20 protein-coding genes are annotated in these 24,438 nt (G+C 63.5%); 10 read left to right on the top strand and 10 right to left on the bottom strand.

Annotated elements, in window-relative coordinates; all coding sequences use genetic code 11:
- Nucleotides 1-34: 34 nt before the first annotated feature.
- Complete coding sequence (locus tag C566_RS0108535) at nt 35-1,444, bottom strand: MFS transporter (protein ID WP_196802348.1); 1,410 nt, start codon at nt 1,442-1,444, stop codon at nt 35-37.
- A gap of 459 nt (nt 1,445-1,903) precedes the next feature.
- Here C566_RS0108535 and C566_RS0108540 point away from each other — a divergent pair, with 459 nt between their 5' ends.
- A complete protein-coding gene (locus tag C566_RS0108540) occupies nt 1,904-2,323 on the top strand; it encodes an ester cyclase (protein ID WP_018773913.1) in 420 nt (139 codons plus the stop codon).
- A 142-nt stretch (nt 2,324-2,465) separates the two neighbouring features.
- Here C566_RS0108540 and C566_RS0108545 read toward each other — a convergent pair whose 3' ends face one another.
- Both C566_RS0108545 and C566_RS0108550 read right to left on the bottom strand, forming a co-directional pair.
- The gene (locus C566_RS0108545; RefSeq protein WP_018773914.1) at nt 2,466-3,710 is read right to left on the bottom strand and encodes a flavin-containing monooxygenase; all 1,245 of its coding nucleotides are present in this window, start codon (nt 3,708-3,710) and stop codon (nt 2,466-2,468) included.
- A gap of 313 nt (nt 3,711-4,023) precedes the next feature.
- On the bottom strand, nt 4,024-5,109 hold the full coding sequence (locus C566_RS0108550) for a glycerophosphodiester phosphodiesterase family protein (RefSeq protein WP_018773915.1): 1,086 nt from the start codon (nt 5,107-5,109) through the stop codon (nt 4,024-4,026).
- 256 nt (nt 5,110-5,365) lie between these two features.
- On the opposite strand from C566_RS0108550, the gene C566_RS0108555 reads away from it, so the two are divergent.
- Both C566_RS0108555 and C566_RS21115 read left to right on the top strand, forming a co-directional pair.
- Nucleotides 5,366-6,862 (top strand): APC family permease, encoded by a 1,497-nt coding sequence (locus tag C566_RS0108555; RefSeq protein WP_018773916.1) that lies wholly within the window; start codon nt 5,366-5,368, stop codon nt 6,860-6,862.
- Nucleotides 6,863-7,017: 155 nt separating this feature from the next.
- Nucleotides 7,018-7,536 carry a cupin domain-containing protein gene (locus C566_RS21115; RefSeq protein ID WP_051082283.1) on the top strand — a complete coding sequence of 173 codons (519 nt, stop codon included), beginning with the start codon at nt 7,018-7,020 and terminating at the stop codon, nt 7,534-7,536.
- 92 nt (nt 7,537-7,628) lie between these two features.
- Here C566_RS21115 and C566_RS0108565 read toward each other — a convergent pair whose 3' ends face one another.
- The 3 genes from C566_RS0108565 to C566_RS23135 all read right to left on the bottom strand — a co-directional run bounded on the left by C566_RS0108565 (nt 7,629) and on the right by C566_RS23135 (nt 10,918).
- Complete coding sequence (locus C566_RS0108565) at nt 7,629-8,804, bottom strand: flavin-containing monooxygenase (RefSeq protein ID WP_018773918.1); 1,176 nt, start codon at nt 8,802-8,804, stop codon at nt 7,629-7,631.
- A gap of 37 nt (nt 8,805-8,841) precedes the next feature.
- A complete protein-coding gene (locus tag C566_RS0108570) occupies nt 8,842-9,141 on the bottom strand; it encodes a hypothetical protein (protein ID WP_018773919.1) in 300 nt (99 codons plus the stop codon).
- 106 nt (nt 9,142-9,247) lie between these two features.
- Nucleotides 9,248-10,918 carry a helix-turn-helix transcriptional regulator gene (locus tag C566_RS23135; RefSeq protein WP_018773920.1) on the bottom strand — a complete coding sequence of 557 codons (1,671 nt, stop codon included), beginning with the start codon at nt 10,916-10,918 and terminating at the stop codon, nt 9,248-9,250.
- A gap of 462 nt (nt 10,919-11,380) precedes the next feature.
- Between C566_RS23135 and C566_RS0108580 the strand changes: the two genes are divergently transcribed.
- Nucleotides 11,381-11,761, top strand: coding sequence for a VOC family protein (locus C566_RS0108580; RefSeq protein WP_018773921.1), 381 nt, complete (start codon nt 11,381-11,383; stop codon nt 11,759-11,761).
- A gap of 162 nt (nt 11,762-11,923) precedes the next feature.
- On the opposite strand, the gene C566_RS0108585 is transcribed toward C566_RS0108580, so the two are convergent.
- Nucleotides 11,924-12,817 carry a potassium channel family protein gene (locus tag C566_RS0108585; protein WP_018773922.1) on the bottom strand — a complete coding sequence of 298 codons (894 nt, stop codon included), beginning with the start codon at nt 12,815-12,817 and terminating at the stop codon, nt 11,924-11,926.
- Nucleotides 12,818-13,245: 428 nt separating this feature from the next.
- Between C566_RS0108585 and C566_RS0108595 the strand changes: the two genes are divergently transcribed.
- Nucleotides 13,246-14,064, top strand: coding sequence for a hypothetical protein (locus C566_RS0108595; protein ID WP_018773924.1), 819 nt, complete (start codon nt 13,246-13,248; stop codon nt 14,062-14,064).
- 427 nt (nt 14,065-14,491) lie between these two features.
- Here the strand turns inward: C566_RS0108595 and C566_RS21120 are convergent, their stop codons facing one another.
- Together C566_RS21120 and C566_RS0108610 are read right to left on the bottom strand one after the other, a co-directional pair.
- Nucleotides 14,492-14,908, bottom strand: coding sequence for a hypothetical protein (locus tag C566_RS21120; RefSeq protein WP_231386292.1), 417 nt, complete (start codon nt 14,906-14,908; stop codon nt 14,492-14,494).
- Nucleotides 14,909-14,972: 64 nt separating this feature from the next.
- Complete coding sequence (locus C566_RS0108610) at nt 14,973-15,899, bottom strand: Ltp family lipoprotein (RefSeq protein WP_018773927.1); 927 nt, start codon at nt 15,897-15,899, stop codon at nt 14,973-14,975.
- 478 nt (nt 15,900-16,377) lie between these two features.
- Between C566_RS0108610 and C566_RS0108615 the strand changes: the two genes are divergently transcribed.
- The gene (locus tag C566_RS0108615) at nt 16,378-16,830 is read left to right on the top strand and encodes a hypothetical protein (protein ID WP_018773928.1); all 453 of its coding nucleotides are present in this window, start codon (nt 16,378-16,380) and stop codon (nt 16,828-16,830) included.
- 121 nt (nt 16,831-16,951) lie between these two features.
- On the opposite strand, the gene C566_RS23140 is transcribed toward C566_RS0108615, so the two are convergent.
- Nucleotides 16,952-17,281 carry a hypothetical protein gene (locus C566_RS23140; protein ID WP_018773929.1) on the bottom strand — a complete coding sequence of 110 codons (330 nt, stop codon included), beginning with the start codon at nt 17,279-17,281 and terminating at the stop codon, nt 16,952-16,954.
- A 589-nt stretch (nt 17,282-17,870) separates the two neighbouring features.
- Between C566_RS23140 and C566_RS23150 the strand changes: the two genes are divergently transcribed.
- The 4 genes from C566_RS23150 to C566_RS0108640 all read left to right on the top strand — a co-directional run bounded on the left by C566_RS23150 (nt 17,871) and on the right by C566_RS0108640 (nt 24,438).
- A complete protein-coding gene (locus C566_RS23150; RefSeq protein ID WP_018773930.1) occupies nt 17,871-18,053 on the top strand; it encodes a 4-hydroxythreonine-4-phosphate dehydrogenase PdxA in 183 nt (60 codons plus the stop codon).
- A gap of 391 nt (nt 18,054-18,444) precedes the next feature.
- Nucleotides 18,445-21,234, top strand: a complete 2,790-nt coding sequence (locus C566_RS22085) for a hypothetical protein (RefSeq protein ID WP_442852620.1) — start codon at nt 18,445-18,447, stop codon at nt 21,232-21,234.
- A 914-nt stretch (nt 21,235-22,148) separates the two neighbouring features.
- Nucleotides 22,149-22,478 (top strand): DUF4234 domain-containing protein, encoded by a 330-nt coding sequence (locus C566_RS22345; protein WP_018773931.1) that lies wholly within the window; start codon nt 22,149-22,151, stop codon nt 22,476-22,478.
- A gap of 328 nt (nt 22,479-22,806) precedes the next feature.
- Complete coding sequence (locus C566_RS0108640; RefSeq protein ID WP_026266520.1) at nt 22,807-24,438, top strand: AAA family ATPase; 1,632 nt, start codon at nt 22,807-22,809, stop codon at nt 24,436-24,438.

Here is a 24,438-nt window from a genome sequence, read left to right on the forward strand (position 1 = left end):
CGGAGAACGCTCAGGCGGGGGCCGACGTCGGGCGCTACCTGCCGCCCTGAAGGGAGGGCTCAGACCCGAGGGCGGAGGCGACGGCGGGCTCAAGCACTGCCGCCGGCTTGGTGAAGCAGAAGGCGACCGCACCGACCAGGAGCAGGACGGCGGAGAGGTAGAAGCCGGCCTCCAGGGCCCCGGTCGCGTCGGCGAGGGCGCCAGTGATGTAGGGGGCGAAGATGGAGGACAGCATCCCGGCGAAGTTGAAGTAGCCGTAGGCACGGGAGTACATGGAGCGTGGGGTGTTGTCGGCCAAGAAGGCGATCAGGATCGGGTCCAGGGCGAGTTTGCCGACCAGGCCGTACACCACCAAGCCCACGATCATGAGGGAGTATTCGCCGGTCAACGGGACCAGGATCTGGCACGCGCCGCCGAGGACGGCCAGCAGGACAATCAGCGGGCGGGTGTTGCTCAGGCGCCGGGCCAGCATGCTCAGCAGGATTGCGCCGGGGATGGAAGCCCAGGGAACCAGCGAGGCGATGATGCCGGTCTGGGACGGGGCGACGTCGCGGGCCTGCTGTAGGTAGGTAGGCAACCAGGTCAGCATCGAGAAGAAGCCGTAGAGGGAGCAGAAGATCAGCACGTAGGTGAGGATGTGGTTGCGGGTGAAGAGCGCCTTGTTCGATTCCTTGGCGGCCGGGGCCGCGCCGTTCCGTTCTGACTCGGCGGTCTTGGCAGCCTGGGCCTTGTGCTCCGCGTCGATCGGGGCGAGGAAGTAGTTGATCAGGAAGGCGACAGCCAAGGTGGCGGCACCGAAGATGAGGAATGATGCGTGCCACGGCAGGCCGAGCGTGAAGGTGAAGTAGCTGGAACCGATGAAGCCGAGCGAGATGCCCACGGCCATGCCGCTGTTGATGAGGGCGGCGGAGACCCCGCGCCATTTGTCGGAGATGTAGCTGGAGGAGATGCCGTAGACCGGGCTGTAGAACGTTCCTTCGCCGATCCCGGTGAAGGCGCGCATCAGTAGGAAGATCATGAAGCCGGGGGCGAAACCGCTGAGGATGGTGCCGATGCCGAAGATCACGTAGCCGGCGACCACCACTTTGACGCGGCCGATCCTGTCCGCGAGGTAGCCGGTGGGAATCTGCATCAGGGCATAGGTCAGGAAGAACACGGTGGACATCAGGCCGAGCTGGCCCTTGTTCAGACCCCACTGTTCCTGGATGACGCTCATCACGGGGGAGAGGATGTTGCGGTCCGCGTACATGAAGACCCAGCCCAGTGAAAACAGGACGGTGACGGCGACCGGGCCGGGGCGTTTGCCGCTGACAGGCAGCAGCCGGCGGCGGGCGGCGGGCGGGGTGGCACCAGACCCCGCCGGCATGACGCCGGCCGTGGCCGGCTTTTCTGCGGTGGAAACGTTCAAGGGATGCTCCTGGAGGCTCTCGGCTGATTGGTTCATTGGTCGAACCAAGTACCAAGCTAGGGGGTCGCCAGGAGCAAAAACCCTTGATTTTCCGGGGGTTAGGAGCATTTTACGGGTGCGAAACGGGGTTTAACATGGCGGTTACACGGACGATTTTTGGCCGACTCACTGGACCATTTATGAGTCGGTTCCGTTGCGTCCGGGAGGGATGTGACGCCCGACGGCGGCGGAAGGGCCCTCTGCCATCGTGGTGTTTGTCGTGTCGCCGCCTGGCCGGGAACGGCGGTAATCGGCGCATCTTGACACCCTCGAAACCCCGGAATATCTTCTGCCTTAACGGGTTGTTTTGCCCGTTTCACACTGCTTTTTCACACTGCTTCCCAAAGCCGGCGCTGCCCGAAACGGGCAGTCTGGCGGGCGTCTGCGCGTCCGGCAGGCGCACTACTTACGCTGGGGGGATCTAAATTCCGGTCTCTCGCCTACAAGGAGTCGGAAATGTCTGAAGGTGTTGGATTGATTGAGCGGTTTTACAAGGAAGTCATTGAGAGCGGAAACCTCGCCCTCGTTGATGAGCTGGCCGCGGACAGCTATGTGGATCACGAAGAGGCCCTGCCTGGGCAACCGCCGGGCAAGGATGGCGTCAAGTTCTTCGTGAACACGATGCGGACGGCGTTCCCGGACATCAAGGTCAAAGAGATCGAGCCCAAGGTGGTCGCCGGAAACCTGGAGGCGTGCCATGTGATTCTCACGGGTACGCATCGCGGGGAACTGGCCGGCATCCCGGCAACGGGCAAGAGCGTCGAGTTCGATTGCACTGACATCATCCGTGTCGAGGACGGAAAAGTGGCCGAGCACTGGGGCACCACGGACAACCTGAGCCTCATGCAGCAGATCGGCGCCGTGGCCGTTGCCTGAACCAGGCGACAAACAACAGGGCCGGCGCGCTCGCGGCCGGACCGCGCAACAAAAACCGCGCAGCAAAAAATGGCTGTCCACGTTCCCCCAGGGAAACGCGGACAGCCGTTCGACGTCGACGCCGGTTCGATCAGAGGGGCTGTCAGCGCCCGGCGATGTGCTCCGCAATGTACTCGGCGTCGCGCCCCACACCGGCCACGATCGCCGAGCTGTGCCCGGTGAGCCAGGGCAGGCCCACGGCGTAGAGGCCCGGGTATTCGGTGACGCCGCGACTGTGGCGGGGGTAGTTCCATTCGTCCAGTACGGGGATGTCGAGGATGCCGAAGTCGAGCCGGTATCCGGTGGCCCACAGGACGGACGTAACGCCCTCCGCTGCCAGGTTCAGCCGCGCCGGCTCGGAGGGAAGCCAGTCGTCGGCCGGCAGGAGTTCAGCCTCCGGCGCTTCGATCCCGGCAGCGGCAATGTACGCATCGAGCATCGGTTGGAGGCGCTGGCTGAAGCCGGCCTCAATGGTGGCGAGGCGTTCGGCGAGGTCATCGCTGAAGACAAGGTCGCCGTCGTCAGCTGCTTCCAAGTGGCCGTGCAGCCTGATACCGCGGCGGCCCAAATCCCGCAGGTGGATGTCATGGCCGCCGTCGGCGCCGGACAACAGCGGGTTGCAGGCAAACCGAGCCGCGGGTGAGGGCAGCCGCTCCACGGTAAGTCCGTTCAGCCCGTGCTCGGGGCCGTGCAGCCCGAGCTGCATCATCCAGAAGAAGGTGTCCTTGCCGCGGTACCGCCGCGGCGCCTCCGGGCAGGTGGACACCGCCAGGTGGACAACGCGGCCGGCCGCCAGCAGCTCCTCGGCGATCTGGCCGCCCGACTGGCCGGTGCCCACAATCAGCACAGCGCCGTCCGGCAGTTGGCCCGGGTTGCGGTACTCATCGGTGTGAAGTCGCACGATGTGCCCCGGCAGCCGTGCGGACAACGCGGGGATTTTCGCTCTCTGGAACCCACCGGTGGCCAGCACCACGTTGCGCGCACGCCAGCTGCCCCGGGTTGTTTCCACGTCGAAGGCACCGCCGTCCGCGGCGGCGATGCGCGTGACGTCCGTGCCGGTGCGGACCGGAGCGCCGATGGCCTTCGCGTAATGCCGGAAATACTCCACCACGGCATCGCGGGGCATAAAGGCGTCCGGGTCCGGACCGGAATAGGGCATGCCCGGCAGCGACAGCGAGAAATTCGGGGTGTTCAGGTAGAACCCATCCCACCGGTCCTGCCAGGCACCGCCCAAGGAGTCACGCCGTTCCAGTACCTGATGTGCGACGCCGGCCCGGTCGAGGCAGTAGCTCATGGCCAGACCCGCTTGGCCCCCGCCCACAACGAGCGTGTCCACTTCAGTGTCCATCTCCGCCCACCACCTCGATCAGTGCACCACGCGCGAGGAACGCGATCCCGGGAGAATGCTGCCCGCGGAGGTCTCCATGCGAGGAGCTTACGCCGGGTCCGGGTCTAATTACATGGGATCTAGGAGACACAGAAGTGGCTGACCTCCGCGTGACTGTACGGTTAGTCTCCGCCACCTGTGGAAGCAGCGTTGCGGCCGCGGGGCGGAATGTTGCCTCCGCATTCCGGGGGCTCCTGTAACCGGTCCCACTCATGGCAAGGGTTAAAGTCAAACGGGGCGGCCACAAAGAGTGGCCGCCCCGTTTATCGAGGTGCTAGCTCGCAGCCGAGTACGCCTTGGGGAGCTTCAGTCCACGCTCGTCCATGACGGTGCGCAGGCGGGTGGGGTAGTCGCTGATGATGCCGTCCACGCCGAGGTCCATCAGCCGCTTCATGTCCGCCGTGGTGTTGACGGTCCAGGGGATGACGGGCAGGCCGAGCTCGTGGGCTTCCTTGATCATGCTCGGGGTCACGGAACTAAAGGCGGGCGAGATGACGTCGTAGCCCTGGGCAGCCGCGGCTTTGGCGAGCGAGCCGCCGTAGGTGTCGATGTCGATGCCGCCGAGGTTGGGGCTGGCGCCGGGCTTGCCGACCTCGAGCCAGGCGTCGCCGCTGGACAAGGCGACGAGCGGCAGCTGCGGGGCGATTTTCTTGGTCAGGTTCAGCGAGGACCAGTCGAACGACTGCACGGTGCTGCGCCCGGCCATCCCGGCGGTGGAGATCTCCGTGACCACGGCCTTGGTCAGGGCCAGCATGCCCTCGCCGCCGGACTTCCCGTCCTCCACCTTCGTCTCGATGTTGAAGCGGACCTTCTTGGCGTCGGCGTCGCGGACCAGCTGGAAGACGTCCTTGAGCTCGGCGATCCGGTTGCCCTCGATGACGTCCTGCTCCGGGTATCCCTTGAGCTGGGTGAACCCGCATTCCAGGGTCTTGATCTGCGCGAGTGACAGGTCGGCGACCCGGTCACCGACATACGGGAAAGCGGCGTCGCCGGGAGTCACCGGCGCGGTGTCGCGGCACTTGTCCGCCTGGATGGTGTCGTCATGCCAGACGATCACCTTGCCGTCGGAGGTCAGGTGGGTGTCCAGTTCCAGCGTGGTCACGCCGAGCTTCAGCGAGTTGGCGAAGGCGGCCAGGGATTCCTCAGTCCACTCGCCGCGGCCTCCGCGGTGCGCCTGCAGGTCAAAGGAGCCGTTGCTCTCGTTGGTCTTGATTGCCGTTGTTGAGTCAGCCGTTCCGGCAGTCGTTACGGCAGCCTTCGATGACGGAGTGCCGGCTTCGGGGTTTGAAGCGGCGACGGCGGGGCTCGCCAGTGAGGCGATGAGCGCGGCAGCGGCCACGGCAGTCAGGGGTGTGCGCATGGTGATGGTTCCTCCCGGGTGACGTTACCGGCGTCGTGCCGGCGACCCGACCACCGTAGGGAGGTGAGGTGGACTGTTGTGTGCGGGGAGCTGGACTGGGGGTGAATACCCAATGATGCGGGAGATGCATGGGCGGGCCCAGCCGTGTTCCTTGTTGCCAAACTGACCCGGGAAGATCACAGTGAAGTACGTCACATCAGGGCCGGAATGCCGGCCGCGGCTCTCAGGATCCTTGTACCCGCTGTGGAGGTCAACCATGAGCACCACGTCCGACAAAGTCTTCGATGTAACTCCCGAAGGGGACGAACCCACGCTCAAGCGGGTTCTCGGGCCCAAACTCCTGCTCCTGTTCATCGTCGGTGACATCCTCGGCGCCGGCGTCTACGCCGTCACCGGAACCATGGCCGGCACGGTGGGAGGCATCGTCTGGCTGCCGTTCCTGCTCGCTTTCATCGTCGCGACCCTGACCGCATTCTCCTACCTGGAACTGGTCACCCAATACCCCCAGGCAGCCGGCGCGGCGCTCTACACCAACAAGGCGTTCGGGATCCACTTCGTCACCTTCCTGGTCGCGTTCGCCGTCGTCTGCTCCGGCATCACCAGCGCCTCCACCTCCGCAAACGTCCTGGCCCAGAACTTCTTTGGAGGCCTCGCGATCAACGGCTGGATGGACATGCCCGGACGGGAAGTGATCACCGCCGTTGCGCTTGGCTTCATGCTGCTGCTGGCGGCCATCAACCTGCGCGGCGTGGGGGAGAGCGTGAAGTTCAACGTCGTGCTCACCCTGGTCGAGATGACCGCCCTGTGCATCGTGATCGGCGTCGGCTTCTACGTGATGGCACAAGGGACAGGGAATCCCGCGGAGATCACGGTCTTCACCGACAACCAGGACAAGGGCCTGTTCCTGGCGGTCACGGCGGCCACGTCCATCGCGTTCTTTGCGATGGTCGGCTTTGAGGACTCCGTAAACATGGTGGAGGAAACGCAGAACCCCGAGCGGATCTTCCCGCGGACCATGCTGACCGGTCTCGGCGTCGCCGTGGTCCTCTACATGCTGGTGGCCGTTTCCGTGGTCAGCGTGCTCACGCCCACCGAGCTCGAGGGGATCAGGGAGGCCGAAGGTGCCGCGCTCCTCGAGGTGGTGCACAAGGGCTCTCCGGACTTCCCGATCGACAAGGTCTTTCCGTTCCTCGCGGTCTTCGCCGTTGCCAACACCGCGTTGATCAACATGTTGATGGCCAGCCGCCTGATCTACGGCATGGCCCGCCAAGACGTCCTGCCGCGGCCGCTCGGCAGGATCCTGCCGGGACGACGGACACCGTGGGCCGGCATCGCATTCTCCACCGTCCTTGCGCTGGGGCTGATCTGGTACGTCACCAGCGACCCGGAGAGTAACGTCGTCGCGAACCTTTCCGGCACGACGGCGTTCCTGCTGCTGTGCGTGTTCACCGTGGTGAACGTGGCCTGCCTTGTCCTTCGCGGCAAGAGGGACCCGAACCGCGAGGTGTTCTTCACCTCGCCGGGGCCGCTGCCCATTATCGCGGCCGTGCTGTGCGCATTCCTCGCCGGACCGTGGGTGGGCCGGCCCGTTGTCCAGTACCAGATCGCCGGGGGACTGATGGCGATCGGCGTGGTGCTGTGGTTCATCACGTGGTTGATCAATAAGAGGACCAACACCAGGCAGGGCGAACCGGTTGGCATGCAGAACATCGGCAAGGATGACCCGGTTCCGCCGTCACCGGCCGGCCACTGACCCTGCTGGAAAACCGGGGCCCATCGTGAGTATGGGTCCGGGCGGTGCCACGTCGGTTCCGCACTGTGGCGGGTGCGGACGCCACTAAGCTGCAGGGCATTGATCGGATCGGGATCCTGAGTAGCATTGCAGGCACTTCCGAGCTGAGGAGCGTCATGGACAGGATCGATGAGACGACCGCGCCGGCCACCGGCTTACAGGGCAGGGCGTACAAACTTGCGGCCGACGAGGGGACTGCGCTGTGGTTCACGAATGCACTGGTTATGGTCAAGGCAGGCGGTCCGGAGACGAAGCAGCGGCTGACGATTGTGGAGATTCTGCATCCGGCTGGCTACGCGCCACCGATGCACCGGCATCTGGTTGAGGATGAATCCTTCTACGTTATTTCGGGCACGGCTTTGTTCGAGAGCGACGGGCAGCGCTTTACCGTGCAAAAGGGTGATTTCGTCTTTCTTCCCCAGGGTTCCACCCACACATTTCTTGCCGGGCCGGAAGAGTCCTTCCGCAGTCTCGTGATCACCGTGCCGGCCGGGTTTGAAACTTTCGCTGCCGAGGCAGGAGCGCCGGCAGCGCGCAGGGAACTGCCGGAACCTGAACCCGTCGACGGCCAGGCACTTGCTGCGATCGCTGCACGCCACAACATCGAGATCCTCGGGCCGCCACTGTCTACCTGACAATGACGAGATTGTCCCGGCCTTGAATTCGACAAAGACATTCCGACAAAAGGGCCATGTCGCCGTGCGCTGCGAATAGGGCCGTTCGTGCGTTATCCCGCCAGTTCGCTCTGGACCTCCGCTGCGTGCTGCGGGGTCCGGGTGGCGGCGAGCCGCTTCGCCAGGTATTTGGCGTCCCGGCACACGCCGGGGAGGGTTTCCGATGCTGCAGCGAAGATGAGATCTTTGCCCAGCAGATACAGGCCCGGCAGGGCATCCACGATCCCGCGGTGCTGCTGCTCCCGCCAGTTCGTGGGCAGCGCCGGGATGTCCAGCCAGGGGTAGGCCTCGGTGAATCCCGTGCACCATATGACGTTGGCCACCGGAAGGCTCTGACCGTCGTCGAGCATCACACCGCCGTCCTGGACTCCGGTGGCCCGCGGTACCAGTCGGACGCCGGCGGCGCGAAGGTCCGCGAGCTTGGTGCGGATCAGCGGCGTCGCCATGGCAGCCATCTTGGGCAGCACCTTGCGCCCGACCGGTGTGTTGGTGTTTAGCACGTGCATCCCGGCGAAGCGGACCACCGGAAGGAAGAAGCGGGCCGCGGTCCGGCCGTGCCGGAACGGGATCTCGGCACTCGGCGTGCCGGCCAGCCAGGTTTCATGCGTGCGGCTGGTCTCCAGGGCGATCTCCGCCCCGGAGTTGCCCACCCCCACCACCAGGACGGGACCGGGCTTGAGCTGGGCCGGGTTCTTGTAGTTGTGGGAGTGGAACTGCACGACGTCGGACGGCAGTTCCGCGGCAAAGCCCGGCGTCTTGGGCAGTTGGCAGGCACCGGTGGCGAGGACGACGTTTGCCGCCGTCCAACGCTGCGTCCCGGCGGTGACATGGAAGCGCCGCCCGTCGTGGCTCAGCCGGGTGACGGCGGTGTTGAGCCGAACCGGCAGGTGGAACCGGGAGGCGTAGTCCTCCAGGTAGTCGGCCTGCTCGTTCTTGGTGGGGAAGGCGAGGCGGTCGCCGGGGAAGGGCCGGCCGGGCAGGCCGTTGTACTTGGCGGGGGTAAACAGGCGCAGGGAGTCCCAGCGGCTCCGCCACGCGTCGCCGACCCGGGTGCCGGCGTCGAGAATGACAAAGTTCCGGTGCTGCTGCGCCAGGTAGTAGCCCAGCGCCAGGCCGGATTGTCCGGCGCCGATGATGACGGTGTCGACGGCAGCACTGCCCACAATGCCAGGGCCGACTTTGCCAGGGCCGACGGTGCCGCCGGTGTCAGTTGCTGGGGTGGTGTTCATGGTGGTGCCTCCTTGGTGTTGCATGTGCAGTGGGGTGTTATGAACGTTGTGCCTGCTGTGGCGCCGGGTGGCCGGCGGGTCCGGACCGGAAGCGCAGGTACCAGATGAGCAGCAGCGCGGAGGCGACGACGTAGAAGAAGTGCAGCAGCCAGATCGGCCCCAGCGGGAGGCTGAAGACGTAAACGGAGTGCACTGCGTTGGCGACGTTGCTCAGCGCGAGGTAGCCGAGGCTGTAGGAGTCAAGATCCCTCGTGTGGAGGGCCTTGAGCAGCATGGGCAGGTAGCTCACCGCGAAGAGGCAGGTGGAAACCATTCCTGCGAGCACTGAAACGTTCATGCCATTAACGCTATTTTTCGTCGGGTCGCGGCGAATCGGGCGAATCACCCATTTCCCATGGGCCGGGGAGAAATCGGGAATGGGTAATTTTATGCAGGGCGGGAGGTCAGGCGAGTCCGTGCTGGTAGGCGTAGGCCGTGACCGCGGCTCGGGAGGTCAGGCCCAACTTGGTGAAGATGTTGCTCAGGTGCCGGGCCACCGTTTTTTCGCTGATGAACAGCTCAGCGGCGATTCTTCGGTTGCTTAGTCCGGCGGAGACGAGCTGGACCACCTCGGTTTCGCGTGCGGTGAGCGGCCCGGCGGCGGCGGCGTGATGAGCGTCGTGCCCGTTGGTTGGCGCCGGGGCTGTCCGGGCGCCCGGCGCCCTGGGCGCCAATTGTTCAAGCTCCGATAGCGTCGGCGCGGCGCCTAGTTCAGAAAATACTGCCCGGGCCGCCTCATGTTCCTGCCGGGCGGATTCCTCATCGCCGAGCGCGGCGCACAGCCTGGCCAGGAGGGCGCGGCAGCGGGCCGCTTCGAACGGTGCGTCGAGGCTGAGCCAGCGGGACCACGCGCGGCGAAGTGGGACCAGGGCAGCCTTTGGGTCGCCTTCGTGGAACAGGACAGCGGCCTCGGACTGCTCGGCGAGGGCGTGCAGCAGGGGCATGTCGATGGAGGCGCAGAGCGAAGCCAGCTCCTCCATGGCAGCCCGTGCTGCCCGTGCGTCGCCCGCGGCCAGTTCGATTTCCACCCGGGCGGCGAGCATCTGGCGCCGGTGGGTGGGGTCGGCGCCGTCCATGGCCTGCCGGAGCATGGACTGGGCCTGGTCCGGTTTGCCTTGGGCCAGACGCAGGAGCGCCAGCCCGGGCTGCGGCGGGAACCCGGTCTCCTGAGCGTGCCGGTAGGAGGCCTCGGCGGCGTCGAAGTCGCCCCGGAGCCGGTGGATTTCGGCCTGTTCGTAGAAGCCGCCGTAGGTGGCCAGCAGGTCGCCGCGGAAGGCGAGGTTCTGCGCCGTCTTGGCCGCGTCGATCGCCTCGGCCCAGGCGCCGTGCAGCCGGTACAGCTGGGCCCGGTGCATCTGGCACTGGCCGCTGTAGGCCACCAGGCTCTGTTGCGCGTCGCACCACCGGTCCAGAGCCCGGGTCCATTCGTGGGCGCGCTGCAGGTCGAAGGCCAGATGGCAGGTTCCGATCACAGCGCAGTAGATGATCCCGGCCGGGACCGGCGAAATCTCCCCCACGGTGACGGCGACCATGGCTTCGTCGAGCAGGGTCAGGCCGTCCTCGAGCCGGCCCAGCATGATCTTTGCCTGCCCGAGTCCCAGCAAACCGAGGGCCGCCGCGTCAGCGTCGCCGCGTTCCCGTCCGAGGTCAGCGGCCCGGGTGAAGGCCTCCGTGGCGGCGGCGCCGTCGCCTCGGTAGAGGGCGCCCAGCCCGGCAGGGACGGACAGCATGCCCTCGAAGGGGCAGGGCACGGGCAGGTCCTCGACGATCCGGTGGGCGCGGGCGAGCCAGCCGGCGCTGCGGGCCGCCTCGCCCAGCAGCATGAGGTTCAAACCGGACCAGGCGGCGCAGCGGACGGCGGCGGAATAGTCGCCGTCGGCCAGGTACTTCAGGTGCGCCCGGGCCAGGATGTCCACTCCCTCGGAGCCCCGGCCGGTGAGGATGACGGAGGTGGCCAGCTGTTCCAGATCGCTGGCGGGAAGTTCGGCGTCGTGGTCGGCAGCGGTGTACTGCCCGACGGCGTCCGGCCAGCGCCGTGCGGCGTAAGCTTCCCGGCCGTGTGCGAGTGTAGACATCGCGCCTCCCCGTTCCCGGTGGCGGGTCTGAGCCGGTGGGCGCTGCCCGGCCCTGCCCTCCCGGAACCGGTGGTGTGCGGCGCGGCCCGTCATCTGCTTTTCAGGCTACTGCCGCCGGTTATGGGGCGGCAAGGTGCGGGGTCGAGGCGCCAACAGGTCCGGGCGTTTCACCACGACGGCGGCGCCTGAGGTGCGCATGGAACTCGTCCAGGGTCGGCCCGGGATCCGCCAGCCCGATGCCAAGACCCCTATTTCCGCAGGACCAAATCGGTCCATAATGACCACATAAACTTCGGGGGCCCTTCGCACTGGTGATGGGTGGCGCGGCGTTGAAGAGTCCCAGGTGGCTGCCCCGGCTCGGCGCAAGGGGCGGTCACGGGCTCCGGACAAGGATTCCGGGGACCGAAACCGGGGGGAGCCACGCCATCGTTGCGGTCATCTACCCACTGAAGGGGAATCATCATGCTCACGGATTCAAACATCATCGCTGTCCTCCCCGCGAAGGACATCAACAGGGCGAAGGAGTTCTACCGGGACAAGCTGGGAATCGAACCCTCCGAGTCCATGGAGGAAGGCAGCGTGATGTACAGCTGCGGCCAAGGAACCCGCTTCCTCGTCTACCAGACAGAGAATGCCGGGACCGCCAAGAACACCCAGATGGGCTGGGAAACGGACAATCTCGAACGCGAGATGGAGGAACTGCGGGGCCGCGGCGTCGTCTTTGAAGATTACGATTTTCCCGGCCTGAAGACGGAGAACGGCGTTGCCACCGCTGACTGGGGGAAGGCGGCCTGGTTCCTGGACAGCGAGGACAACATCATCAACATTTCCCAACGCACATAGGCAGGATTCTGGAACCGATCAACGACTCATAGCATCGCTAGGGGCATCGAAGCCGGGGGAATCGGCTTCCGCCTTCCAAGCCGGAGCGGGTGGCTATCAGCGCTGGACGGGGCAACGAGCGTGGGCAGAACGGCAGGGTAAGCAGTATCGACTGCCCGCGGGCTAGTTCGTGTTGCGTTCTCCCGGACGCCGGTGCCGGTGGTGCAGCTCGTAGCTGTCGAACACATCGGAAGATGTGGCTCCGGAATGGCCGAATTTGCCTCGGAGGACCTCCGCGAGTCCGTCCAGCGCGGCGTGGAGCATCCGTCCGGCGAACTGCAGTTCAGTGCTCTCGCTGCGCTGGGCCTGGGATGCCAGCTCCTGGGCGTAGGCCACCGTGGCGGGTAAGGAGCCGCGCTGCTCAATTTCACGGAAGTAGTAGGTTTCGTGGAACGCCAGCAGGTCTATGCTCACCGTAGCCACGTTTCCGGCAATGGCCTCCAAAAGGCCGGCAGCGTGACTGGGATCCATGGCCGATACACCTGCCGGACCTGCAGCCTCCCTGAACAGGGTCAGCTGGTGGGCAAGGGCCCGGCGGCGGTTCAGGGCCGGGAAAGTCTGCAGGATCCAGGTGACCGTTGCTGTCAGCAAGCCGAAACCGGTGACGGCCTCGAGGGCCACAACCAGCCGCAGCAGTGATTGCGTGGCCACGATATCGCCAAACCCCACGGTGGAAAGAGTGACCAGGGAGATGTAGAGGGCTTCGGCAAAGTCGGCCCGCAGCGGAACCCCGGCTCCGTAAACAAAACCGTCCGTCAGATGCGGCAGGTATAGCAGAGCCCAGCCGATGGCCGCCAAGCTTGCCCAGGCGCCAATGACAGCGGCCATCGCCAAGGGTGCCGCGATGAAAGAGCCCCGGCCCCGCAGTTTTCTCGATACAAGCCAGAATCCGCGCATGATCGCCCGCCCCAGAGGACCGGAACCGTGCGGATAAAGGAGTGTACGAAAGACGTCAACGAGCATCAGCAGAACCAGCCCGGCTCCCAAAACCGTCCAGAGCGTGTCCTCGAAGTCCATGCCTCATCTTAGAGGCGACGCCCCTTGGGGAGCCGCCACACGGTCCGCGCAACGGGCCCGCAGGTTGGCCCCCGCCGGGTGGGTTACCCAGTTGTGCTGCTTGGCCGACGTCGACGCCGGCGCCCAGGTCCTGCTGGTCTGCTCGTTCTGGGTGCCGCGAACACTAGACCGAGCGCAAGATGGTGCTGAACGCCGCACGCGGCATCGAGAGCAGCGTGTACGCAGCTGGCGTGTGTCAGGCCGCGCCGGTCTCGGTGGGCCGGAGCGTTCTGGTTGATCCCACGGGGGTCATTGAAGCCGACGTCGGCCTGGCCCCCGGGGTCAGGGCCGCGGATTGGCAGGGCAGGCCAGCGCAGGGGACGAGCCGAGGCTGCTAACGTTTGGGTGGCCCTGTCGGCTATATTCAGCGCGTTCGGAAGGTATGCCATATGGCCCTTGATCTCGATTGTTCCAACTGCCAGACCGACGAACACGTCGAGCTCCTCGAGCGGTTGACGGGGACACAGAAGAAGGTCAAGTGCACAAACTGTGGACACGAGTGGCTCCGGGGTGAACCGGCCCGGCAGAAGATTCCGCTACCAACGCTCGAGGACATCAAGAAGCGGTTCCCGAAGCCTGGCGACGTCGATCCGGGAAAGCTTGCACGGGCTAACGAACTCAAGGCTGAGTTTCTAGAGCGGGAGCCAGAGCCTGAGCCGAATGTCGCTCCGTACTGGGCCAAGTACCAGCAAGTGTTCAGCGCCCAGGGCCTGACCCAAGCTGACCCCCGGGATCTCAAGGACTTCGCCAACTCCAACATCGGCGCCAACCCAGGGAACATGTCCGTCTTCAACGACGCGTGGAATGAAATGGGCGCCCAGGCCGGCGCGGTGCACGTCCGCAAGGCAGTCGACTATCTGCTTCGTGGCACATCGCCGGTCGACTTGGAGGACCGCCTCACCGCCCTCATCAACGACACCACGTCCTTTGGGATGAAGGGCTTCAAGGAGTCGCTCCTCACGAAGGTTCTGTGCATCGTATACCCCGACAGGTACTTGACGATCCTCAAGTACACCGGAGTGGCCGGAAAGCGGGAGATTGCACGCTCGCTCTGGGGTCTCGAACTGCCCGACCCCGAGAGGGTCGACTGGACTATCGGACGCCTCATCCTGTGGAGCAACGACTTGCTGCTTGCACTTCTCGGCGAGGGATTCCGGCACCAGCAGCACGCTGCCGAATTCCTGTGGTGGGCCAAGGACAAGGCCTAAACGGAGCGGCTCCGCAGCCAGGCGCGGGGCAAACGGCCGGTTCATCGAAGCCGCATGAGAGGTCACGCAGGCCAACGGGTGATTTTGGCACGCCATGGTCTCAGGCTTTTGGCGCGCGCCCCACGAAGGCACCCCCAAGGCTAATGTTGGTGCGGGCGCGGCAGTTCTACGGCTCGGTTCCCATTGCGCCGGCGATGAGGAAGTGCTCGTTCCGTTCGCAGATGAGCAGGTTTCCGGCCTCGACCCGCCAGTTGCCGCCGTCGTTCGCGGTGAAGACCTCTTCCACAACTGCCGGGGCACCGACGTCGAACTGGCAAAGGGGAAGCAGCCCAATAGGAATGTGCGTTACGGCAGCGGGATGTCAGGATCTGTGCACTGAACGGCAGGCGCAGACGGCTGATCATGGCCGTCTGCGCCCGCCGCCGGGCTACTTGGTTACGTGAACGACAACGGCTTTGCTAAGGGGCTGCTTAGCGCCCGGGTTATCGATTCCGGTGACTGTCCAGTTCCTTAGCAAGAGGACTGTTTTGCCTGTATCGGCATTGTAGATGATGTTCTCGAATCCCAAGGCTTCCAAGTCGTCGTCGAGGGCCTGAGCATTCATGCCTTCAACTGCGGCCGGAATTAAGGCTGTCTCGGCCGGAGCGGCCGGAGCGGCAGGTACGGCAGCTGCGGCGGCTGGAGCCGCCGCAGCTGCCGTCACAGTCGCCGTCACAGTCGCCGTGGCAGTTTCCGTTACAGTCACGGTCTCGGTGACGGTCGGAGCAGCTTTAGGCGCATTTGCTCCCGCGCATCCTGATAGTGCAAGACACAGCAAGCCCGTCAGGGCCAGTTCCTTCTTCATTTTTCCCATTTTCATTTGTTCTGGATTTAGCAGCCCATCGGCTGGGCTTGATCGATTCGGACTTCTACAGGCCCGTCTTGCTCACTCCGTACTCGGCCTGCGCCGAGCTGAAGCCTTCGAAGATCAGTTGGTCTATCAGCCCGGCACGGGAGAAAGACTGGTATTCGAGGTAGCTCTGGGCAGACTTGGCTGCCTGCTCGTTCCAGTCCACGGTCACGCGGTCCACGGCCCAGGTCGCATCCGTTGCCGAATACTTTTCGAACTGCAGTTGCTTGATCAGGCCTGTACGCGAGAAGGCTTGGTAATCGAGGTAGTCACCAGCGGTCCGCAAAGCGTTTTGCTGACTCGTCGTCCCAGCTTCAGCGGCAGCCTTAGCAGCAGCGTCAGCCTCTGCCTTCGCCGCCTTTGCAGCAGCGTCAGCGTCAGCCTTGGCTTTGGCAGCAGCGTCGGCGTCAGCTTTGGCTTTAGCGTCAGCCTCTGCCTTCGCCGCCTTAGCAGCAGCGTCAGCGTCAGCCTTGGCCTTAGCGTCAGCCTCAGCCTTGGCGACGGCGGGATCCTCTGTTGCGGTCGCTGTCGGGGTGGCAGCAGCGGCAGTAGTGGCGGCATTTACGGCGGAAGCTGGTGAGGCGGACGACGTGGCAGCTCCTGCGCGGCTGGCATTGATGATGATGCTCAGGAGGATGAAGGCAGCGGTGACGATCAGGGCAATTTTCCTGTGCTTGTCGTAACCCTCCAGCGGAAGACCTTGCTTATCGCGGGTTTTGTTCGCCAGTACAAGGATGAGATCGACCAGGGCCCAGATGCCCAGGCCGCCGAAGGTGACCAGCTTGAGGATGCCGGTTCCGACTTTGCCCAGATAGAACCGGTCTGCGCCGAGAACGCCGAGGAGGAGGGAGAGCAGCCATGTCACGAGGAACGACTTACTGCCCTGCTGTGCCTGTCCATGGCCATAGATGGGGGGATAAGGGGCGAGGTTCGGGGGTTGGCTCATGAGAGTCCTTTCATAGGACACCTGACCGACGTGCGATGCGAAGCGTGCGGAGTGGGTGCGGTGATGGACGCGCATGGAGGGAGCCCGGCGTGGAGCGCGGGCCGCAGGAGCCCTACATCGCGCCAGCCAGCAGCTACAAACGTGTTCGCTTCCCCCAATAGCGTCACGGGCGTATACCCGCATACCGGATGTTACATTGCATCCGCGCAATCCAATGCAAACACATTGGAAAATGTCATCTCGCTCGGTTTTCGGAAAAGTGCCGGCGATTAATATAGGCCTGCTAGATGGCATTCCGAGGCGGAGTGTTGTCCTGAATCAGGCTTGTCGACGCGTCATCAAGGAGCGAAGGACGTCTCCGCAACGGATGACGATTGAAAGGCCACCAAGCCCGTCCGAGCAGGACTCGACGAGGGGGTCGTGTCATCAATCTTGCGTTTAGGCTTTGCCCGCGAGAGATAGTTGTTAGAGTCCCTGCATGAATACACTCGGACTACTCGATCCCCACCTCCAAGCTGTCGTGCAGGCGGCGGAGAACGGCGCAACCTTGCAGCGCATCGTTGTTGTATGCGGGTCCACAGTGTATGTGGGCATCCCTACATCCACGTCCACTTTTATCGGCACGAACGTGAGCGCGTTTGCTACAGAGATTGTGAAGGACGTCGGCGGTTGGAAAATGCCCCGACACGAAAAGGAGGCCATAGCCACCCAACAGGCGAGTGATTTGATGGAGATGCTGTCCCCCGGGGACAGCCTCCCCACATTGGAAGTCCTCACGCTATGTCCGGCCCAGGTAATCCCCTCAGGAATGACCAGCTACGAAGTCCCGGCTGTTCGTGTGAACCTTTACCAAGTTGACGCCTGGTGGGTTGCGCCGTTTTTGGAACACCCAGCCAAGTTCCGAGGTGGTGGCGTCGGAGTTAGCTTCTAGCTCCCTTGTGGAGCCCACGCGATTGGGCCACGTCTCCGTCCTTCTCTAGCGACAAGGGACCGTCCGGGTTCCTTTGATCGGACGTGGACAGCCCCAGTGTTTGCTGAGCCTTTCCCGGAGGTCAGTCGCGCAGGACCCAGACGGCGTTGTTCGGCTGCAGCCAGCCGTCCTCGGAGAGCGGTGCGGCGCTGAGCAGCACTGTGCCTGCGGGCAGCTTCACCGGCTCGGTGCCCATGGCGACGGCGACCAAGAAGTGCTCGTTGCGTTCGCAGATGAGGAGGTTTCCGGCCTCATCATGCCAGGGGCCGCCGTCGTCCGCGGTGAACACCTTGTTCTTCCACAACTGCCGGCGCAGCTCCAGGGCAGCCTTGGTCAGGTTCAGCGCGGAATGTTGGTCCTGCTGCTGCCATTCGACGGCGTGGGTGCCCCAGCCCGCGGGACCTGCAGCCACGGGTCCGCAACAGTCTCGCCGAGCGAAAAGCCGTGGTTCAGCGCAAGGTCCTCGGTCCAGGGCAAGGGGACGCGTGCGCCGTCGCGGCAGACGCCGCCGCGGGCCCACATCGGATCCACGCGGGCCCCTGCCGGGACGCCGACCCTCGGGCAGCCCTAGCCCCTGGCCCTGGTAGATGTACGCGGCGCCGGGCAGTCTCAGCAGCGCCACCAGCGCGCCCCCCCGGGCCCGGACGCTGCCGAACTCGCCGCCGCAGATCCGGATGACGGAGCGGACGATGTCGTGGTTTTCCAGCGCCCACGCGGCGGCGGCGCCGTGAAGCTGACGGGCAGCTTCGAGCTCGTTGCCGACGGCGGCCTGCGGCATTCTGTTCCCAGCCGAGCTTCACGAATGCGAAGGCATCAATCCCGCACGCGGTGGAGGACGGCTTGTTCGGCTACGGCGAGGAAGCGGCGGATCACCTCGGCTATCGAGAAGCTGCAGGCCGTCGGCATCACCGCAGCCCGCTCCCGGCGGTCACCGCCGTATTCCCGGCCCGCCGCGGAAACTACGACCTGTCGCGACGTACCACGACCAGTTTCACGGCTCTGTGAAGGTCCTGGGCATCGATGCCGGCGTACACATGACGGTGGGTCTGCCGGTGATCCGCACCTCCGTGGACCACGGCACGGCCTTCGATATCGCAGGCAAGGCCATCGTTGAGGTGGGCAGTATGACCGAGGCGCTGCGCCAGGCCGCGGAGATGTGGCCAAGCCCGGTGCCGCAGAAGTAAGCCTGCTAACAGCGCGCCTACCCTGGGGAGCCCACTATGCTTTTGCTATCTCATGCCTATGTTGCCGCCATTTTTCGCCACGGAACGGGGTCTATTCGGCGGGTCGTCGACCGGCGTTCATTACCGGTGCTCTGGCCATGGCATAGTTCTCTCGTTGAACGTAGAAGTTTCATGAATAATTGGGGGACCAGTGTCCAAATATTGGCGTGCTACAGCAGTCTCAACTTGGACACGACGTCTGGCGGGAGCACTTGCGGCCACCGTAGTAGTCACGGGGGCCGGTGTATTGCCAGCGCAGGCCACTCCTGAGGACCCGGACGCGCCAGTCGTCCTCAACGGGTGGGTGTCACATGAGCGCATTGACGTTGTTGACGGCCCCGTTCAAGTCACTGTGCGTATCGAAGTCCAGGACCATGGAACGGGCGTCGATACCGAATCCGCCCGCATGTACAGCACGCCCATGTACGGTGGGTACGTTATACCCGGCCAATCGATGACTCTTGTCTCCGGTGATCGATTCAGGGGAACTTACGAAACCATCTTCACCTTCCCCGAGTTCATCACCAGTGGCAAGTGGATTTTCGTGCCGCACATCGTCGATCTCGCCGGCAACGAACAGCAATTCGCCGTGGACGACGCTATGTACAGCATTGGCATATATCCGACGGTGGTGTCTGCGCAGGACCGGGACGCGCCGACGGTCACGACCTCCTTGAGTAAGAAAATAGTCGATATAACTGACGGACCGGGCAAGACGACAATTACTGTCAACGCGCAGGACCCGGGCGTTGGTATTCCAGCCGATGCCACTATGAGGTTTGGGGAGCTTTTCAATGAAAAGGCTTTCACCAACTCGTCCATCCACCCCAACTTGGGAATCTTTGTTGGGAACTTCGAGTACCCCCAGTACAGTCCTGACAACGATTCGCGTGGCACCAAGGATTACTACATCCGTGGCCTCGCCGATGCGAATGGCAACAGCACAGGTACCTCATACGGCGGGAACTTCGTGGTGGCAACGCGACCGCTGAGAGGGAAGCGGCCCGAACTGCGGTCAAGCGAAGGAACCCTCACGGCTGCCTGGACGGCGCACTACGACATGCTCGGGGTCTTGGAATATGAAGCCGAGATCTCCGGATCTGCTGGCGTGCGCACTATCCGTACGTCCGCTACGGAAGCATCACTGAACGACCTTCCCGCCGGCACCTACACGGCTCGGGTGCGGGCACGGAATCAGCTTGGCTGGGGCGAATGGACTACTCCCTCGGACCCGTTGGTCCACACCCTAGTTACGCTCACCGGCAGCACACCGGTGATTTCCGGCGCGCCCACGGTCGGCCGCACGCTAAGCGCTACAACCGGCACATGGACCGCCGGAAGCACGTTTGCATACCTGTGGCTGGCCGACGGCATTGCGGTGTCTGGTGCTACAGGATCCACATTAGTCTTGGCTCCCGACCATGTGGGCAAAACGATGACGGTCCAGATCACCGGATCCAAGCCTGGCTACACGATCTTGTCTAAGAAATCCGCCGCAACGGCAGCTGTGACGGCAGGCCCATTCAGCGCCGCTCCAACTCCAAAGATCACGGGCACAGCCATGGTCGGTTCCATTCTCACAGCGAGTCCCGGCACTTGGTCCCCGACTCCGGCGACGCTTCAATACCAGTGGTATCGTGACGGCGTACCCATCGCCGGAGCCACCACGGCGACGCGTACGCTCACGGCCACCGACGCCGGCGCCCCCCTCACCGTAAAGGTCACCGGTACCAAGCCCGGCTACACCACGACCGCCATGACCTCCACCCCAACAGCGGCAGTGGCCAAGGCCTCTCTGGGCACGGCCACCCCGACGATCACCGGCACGGCCAGGGTAGGATCCACACTCACCGCCAACGCCGGCTCGTGGACACCAGCCCCGGGTGCCCTCACATACCAGTGGTACCGCTCCGGGATGCCCGTCACCGGTGCGACGGCAGCGACGCGCATGCTCACCGCTGACGATGCAGGGTCCCCCCTCACCGTTCAGGTCACCGGGTCAAGACCCGGCTACACCACCGCCGTCGTGAGCTCTGCCCCAACAATGGCAGTGGCCAAGGCGTCCCTGGTTACGGCCATTCCTGCAATCACCGGGACCGCCAAGGTCGGGTCCTCACTCACTGCCAACCCCGGAACCTGGACTCCAGCCCCGGTGACTCTCACGTACCAGTGGTACCGATCGGGCGTGGCCATCGTCGGAGCTACGACAGCGACCCGCATGCTTGCCTTGAATGACGCCGGGGCTACTCTCACCGTAAAAGTCACCGGTGCCAAGCCCGGCTACGCCACAGCTTCCGTGACTTCCGCTCCAACGGCGGGAGTGCCGGCAGATTCACTCGCGACGGCCGTTCCGAAAATCACGGGCACTGCGAAAGTCGACTCGACCCTTACAGTGCTCACCGAACCCTGGGGTCCAGCACCCGTGGCCTTGACTTACCAGTGGTACGCCGGCGGCGTCGTTATCCCCGGAGCAAAACTCTCCACTTACAAAGCCACCCCCGCGTACGTCGGCAAGGTCATCACCGTCAGTGTTACCGGCACGAAGGCGGGGTACTTCACAGCGACCAAGACTTCCGCCCCGACCGCTGCAGTGGCGAAGGGCTCGCTCGTTGCGGCACCCCCGGCGATCACCGGCTACGCCAGGGTTGGATCCACGCTAACGGCGAACCCAGGCACTTGGGAACCCGCACAAGTCACCCTTAATTACCAGTGGTACCGGTCCGGGGTGGCCATCGTAGGGGCGAATGCAGCTACCTACAAGCCCACCACCGCGGACCTCACGAAGGTCCTTACGGTCAGAGTCACTGGATCACAGACCGGATACGCGAGTCGCTCCAAAACCTCAACCGCTACGGCAACGGTGACGATGGGTCTAGTGGGACCCGATCCGATGATTTTCGGTGGCTCGGCTTTCTTTTCTACCCTCACCGTGTACCCCGGTGCCTGGTCGCCGGTTCCGGTGACGCTCCGTTACCAGTGGTACCGCGACGGCGTGCCCGTCATTGGCGCCACTGCCGCAACTTTCACACCTGACTGGGACGATCTCTGGTTCAAGCGACTCATCACCGTCCGGGTCTCCGCGTCCAAAACCGGTTACACCACGGTCAAAAAGACGTCGCTCCCTTATCGGACCTGGATTTGATAAATGCCGGGACTGTATCCAGGGAACAGTCCAACTTGCCCGCTCGGCATGCGCATCGATGATGACTGGGCACTAAGTCTCGGCCGGTTGCCCTTTCGGGGACTTGCCGGCGGCTCGGCTCTGACGCTTTGGAGACATGGTGCATGGTCAAGAGTGAGCGGCCCTCACGGCTACAAAAGTCGTAGGCCTTGCTCACGCCGCAGCCGAGCCAACGGCAAGGAACGCCCGCGAGTCGCAATGACGCGCGGGGGTTATTCGTCATCTGGGGTCAGCCGAGCGATATGCCTTTTGCCGACATTGGAAGTCGTCTTGCCGGCCTTGGGCCCGTGACGCCGGCGGTGAGCTTTTCGCCCTGGTCGGGAAGGCCCCGACTTTCAACGCCTGAGAAGGTGACGAAGCGTAGGCCGCACGGCAACCAGACCGCGTTGTTCGGCTGCAGCCAGCCGTCCTCGGCCAGAGGTGCGGCGCTGAGCAGCACAGTGCTGGCTGGCAGTCGCACGGGCTCGGTGCCCATCGCGACGGTGACGAGGAAGTCCGCGTTGCGATCGCAAATGAGCAGGTACCCAGTCGGAGTTCCCAGGCAAAGGAGTGTGCCCGGCGACGGATGTCAGCGGGGCCTACTGGATTGTTCCTTGAACTCTGGTGTTTGCGAACCGCTTTTCGTCTCCGAGGGGCTAACCCAATCCCTACGGAATCACGGCCTCTTTTCTTGGGCGGACGCCACCAATTACTAGCCGAACTTCTCGGCAGTCCATGGCTAACGAGGCGCAGCGCGCGTCCGATAGTCGTCATAGATGCTTGAGTTCGTCATACGTGCAAGAGTAAGCGCGAGCTCTGGCCCGATTTCGCGAGCGGCAGCACAGCAATCTTCCCGTTTGGCTTCTCCAGATGGGAACTCACTAACAGGAGAAACAATGAAACCCCGAAGTATTGCAGCCCCGCTGCTTTTGCCTCTCGTCACTTTCGGCATTTATTCCCTCGTCTGGAGTGTCAAGACTAAGAATGAAATGAATAACTCTGGCACGGCGATCCCTACGGCTTGGCTACTCATCGTGCCGATCGCCAACATTGTCTGGCTATGGAAATACTCAGTAGGCGTTGAGCAGTTCACCCGAGGGGGACTCGGACGACACGCAGCCTTCTGGGTGCAGTTCCTCCTGGGTACCATCGGCCCCGCCATTGTGCAGAGCAAGTTCAACAAGGCGATAGATGCAGCATCGGCAGAGAGACTGATCGCGGTCTAAATGCCGCTGCCTCGCGTGACTATGTCGCGTTCGGCGCGGAATTCACTGCGCTGAAGGGTGCTAGAGACAACATCGGCTCTTGGATTGACTACCGGGGATCGGCGGGAAGCCCATCGTGACTGTCAGCCAAAGCACCGTTCCACCAGAACATTCGCCGGCCCCGTCGGAAATACGCCGTCGGGGCCGGCGGCTCGGCTTCGTCGCCGGCTACGCATTACCGAACAAGCCCGTTCCTGATGTCCCTCTCCGTGACAGTCCTTCGCAATGCGGGATTCGCGAAGTCATGCTGAGATACACTTCGACGAGACCGGACAGGTGAGGGGAAAAATTGAATTCCAAGAAGCCGTTAACCTTCAGTGAAACGTTGATCGATCTAATACGGGCGCGACACCCGGTGCTCATGGTCGAAACGCACGAAGGGGATCGTGTAATCACGGCGGCTGAAGCTGTTGCTTCAGGGCCGCAGCTAAGGCGTCCCCGGCGAGTCATTCTTTACACAGTTTCAAAGGGTCTCCACATTCCGGGCCAGGCAGGAAAACCGACGTCTCCGGATGTGGCACTTTCTGAAGCAGTTAAGGCCTCGGAGCCGACTCTCTTTGTGTTCTTCGACCTTCACCATTTCTTGGGATCGCAGGGGCGCCCTGCAGAGCCGGCCATGGTTCGAGCAGTCCTGGATGCGGCCACTGCGTTTAGAACCGGCGAAATCCCGCACACCTTGATCATGGTTTCACCCGGGATGACCCTGCCGGTCGATCTCGAAAAGGAGGTCACCGTTGTTGATCTCCCTCTTCCTGGCGCTGACGAGATAGAAACCGTTTTGAATGGAATCGTTAACGCCAATGCAGCATCGATAGTTGTAGATCTAAGCCCAGACGAAAGGCAACGGCTCATGCAGGCGGCTCAGGGACTAACGCTCGGTGAAGCTGAAAACGCCTTTGCACGGGCCATCGCCACGGACCGTCGCTTGGACGCGTCCGACATCGCCATGGTTCTCGACGAAAAACGCCAGACAATCAGGAAATCCGGATTGCTTGAGTTCATTTCTCCAACTGGAACGATGGCGGATGTTGGCGGACTTGAAAACTTGAAGAAGTGGCTCGCCAAGAGAAACGGTTCGTGGCTTCCCGAGGCACAGAGGTGGTCGATACCTGCTCCGAAGGGTGTCCTGATCACCGGAATCCCAGGATGCGGGAAGAGCCTGACGGCGACCTGCATGGCTACACTTTGGGGCCTACCGTTGTTGCGGCTCGACGTCGGCCGGGTGTTTTCGGGTCTAGTAGGCTCCAGCGAGCAAAACATGAGAGGCGCGCTGAAACTGGCAGAGGCCGTGTCGCCGTCCATCCTGTGGATAGACGAGATCGAGAAAGGGTTCGGGTCCTCCGGCGGGGGAGACTCTGGTACCAGCCAACGGGTCTTTGGTACCTTCCTGACGTGGATGCAGGAAAAGAAGAACCCAGTCTTCGTCATCGCCACAGCCAACAAGATAGATGCGCTGCCCCCTGAATTCCTTCGCAAGGGGCGCTTCGACGAAATATTCTTCGTGGATCTCCCGACCAAAGAAGAGCGAACGCACATCTGGAAGATTCAACTGGATAAACGTCTGGGAGGGACCTCTGAAGCCTCTGGAGATTTTGACGTTGATTCGGGTTCGTTGAACGCACTTGCTGAAAGAAGCGAAGGATTCTCTGGAGCGGAGATCGCAGAGGCCGTGATCAGCGCGTGCTTCGAGGCATTCTCGGAACGACGCAGGCTGAATGAGAAAGATCTGCATCGGGCCATCGCCAATACTGTGCCCTTGTCCGTCACCCAGGCGGAGCAGATCAACGCCGTCCGGGGATGGGCGTCGAAACGCGCCGTGGCCGCCACCTCCATCAGCGCTCGTGAGGAATATTCAACAAGCGGATCTGCATCTGCCGACGACGTCACTTCCTGGCGCGGCGGTCGACAGATCGATTTCTAG

Source organism: Arthrobacter sp. 131MFCol6.1, assembly GCF_000374925.1.
GTDB lineage: Bacteria > Actinomycetota > Actinomycetes > Actinomycetales > Micrococcaceae > Arthrobacter.

Coding starts and splice junctions, on each gene's coding strand:
- C566_RS23135 (WP_018773920.1), bottom strand. CDS start 10,918: ATGTCTACACTCGCACACGGCCGGGAAGCTTACGCCGCACGGCGCTGG.
- C566_RS0108585 (WP_018773922.1), bottom strand. CDS start 12,817: ATGGACTTCGAGGACACGCTCTGGACGGTTTTGGGAGCCGGGCTGGTT.
- C566_RS22345 (WP_018773931.1), top strand. CDS start 22,149: ATGAAACCCCGAAGTATTGCAGCCCCGCTGCTTTTGCCTCTCGTCACT.
- C566_RS0108555 (WP_018773916.1), top strand. CDS start 5,366: ATGAGCACCACGTCCGACAAAGTCTTCGATGTAACTCCCGAAGGGGAC.
- C566_RS0108615 (WP_018773928.1), top strand. CDS start 16,378: ATGAATACACTCGGACTACTCGATCCCCACCTCCAAGCTGTCGTGCAG.
- C566_RS0108540 (WP_018773913.1), top strand. CDS start 1,904: ATGTCTGAAGGTGTTGGATTGATTGAGCGGTTTTACAAGGAAGTCATT.
- C566_RS0108595 (WP_018773924.1), top strand. CDS start 13,246: ATGGCCCTTGATCTCGATTGTTCCAACTGCCAGACCGACGAACACGTC.
- C566_RS21120 (WP_231386292.1), bottom strand. CDS start 14,908: ATGAAGAAGGAACTGGCCCTGACGGGCTTGCTGTGTCTTGCACTATCA.
- C566_RS21115 (WP_051082283.1), top strand. CDS start 7,018: ATGGACAGGATCGATGAGACGACCGCGCCGGCCACCGGCTTACAGGGC.
- C566_RS0108580 (WP_018773921.1), top strand. CDS start 11,381: ATGCTCACGGATTCAAACATCATCGCTGTCCTCCCCGCGAAGGACATC.
- C566_RS0108610 (WP_018773927.1), bottom strand. CDS start 15,899: ATGAGCCAACCCCCGAACCTCGCCCCTTATCCCCCCATCTATGGCCAT.
- C566_RS0108545 (WP_018773914.1), bottom strand. CDS start 3,710: ATGGACACTGAAGTGGACACGCTCGTTGTGGGCGGGGGCCAAGCGGGT.
- C566_RS0108565 (WP_018773918.1), bottom strand. CDS start 8,804: ATGAACACCACCCCAGCAACTGACACCGGCGGCACCGTCGGCCCTGGC.
- C566_RS0108535 (WP_196802348.1), bottom strand. CDS start 1,444: ATGAACCAATCAGCCGAGAGCCTCCAGGAGCATCCCTTGAACGTTTCC.
- C566_RS0108570 (WP_018773919.1), bottom strand. CDS start 9,141: ATGAACGTTTCAGTGCTCGCAGGAATGGTTTCCACCTGCCTCTTCGCG.
- C566_RS0108550 (WP_018773915.1), bottom strand. CDS start 5,109: ATGCGCACACCCCTGACTGCCGTGGCCGCTGCCGCGCTCATCGCCTCA.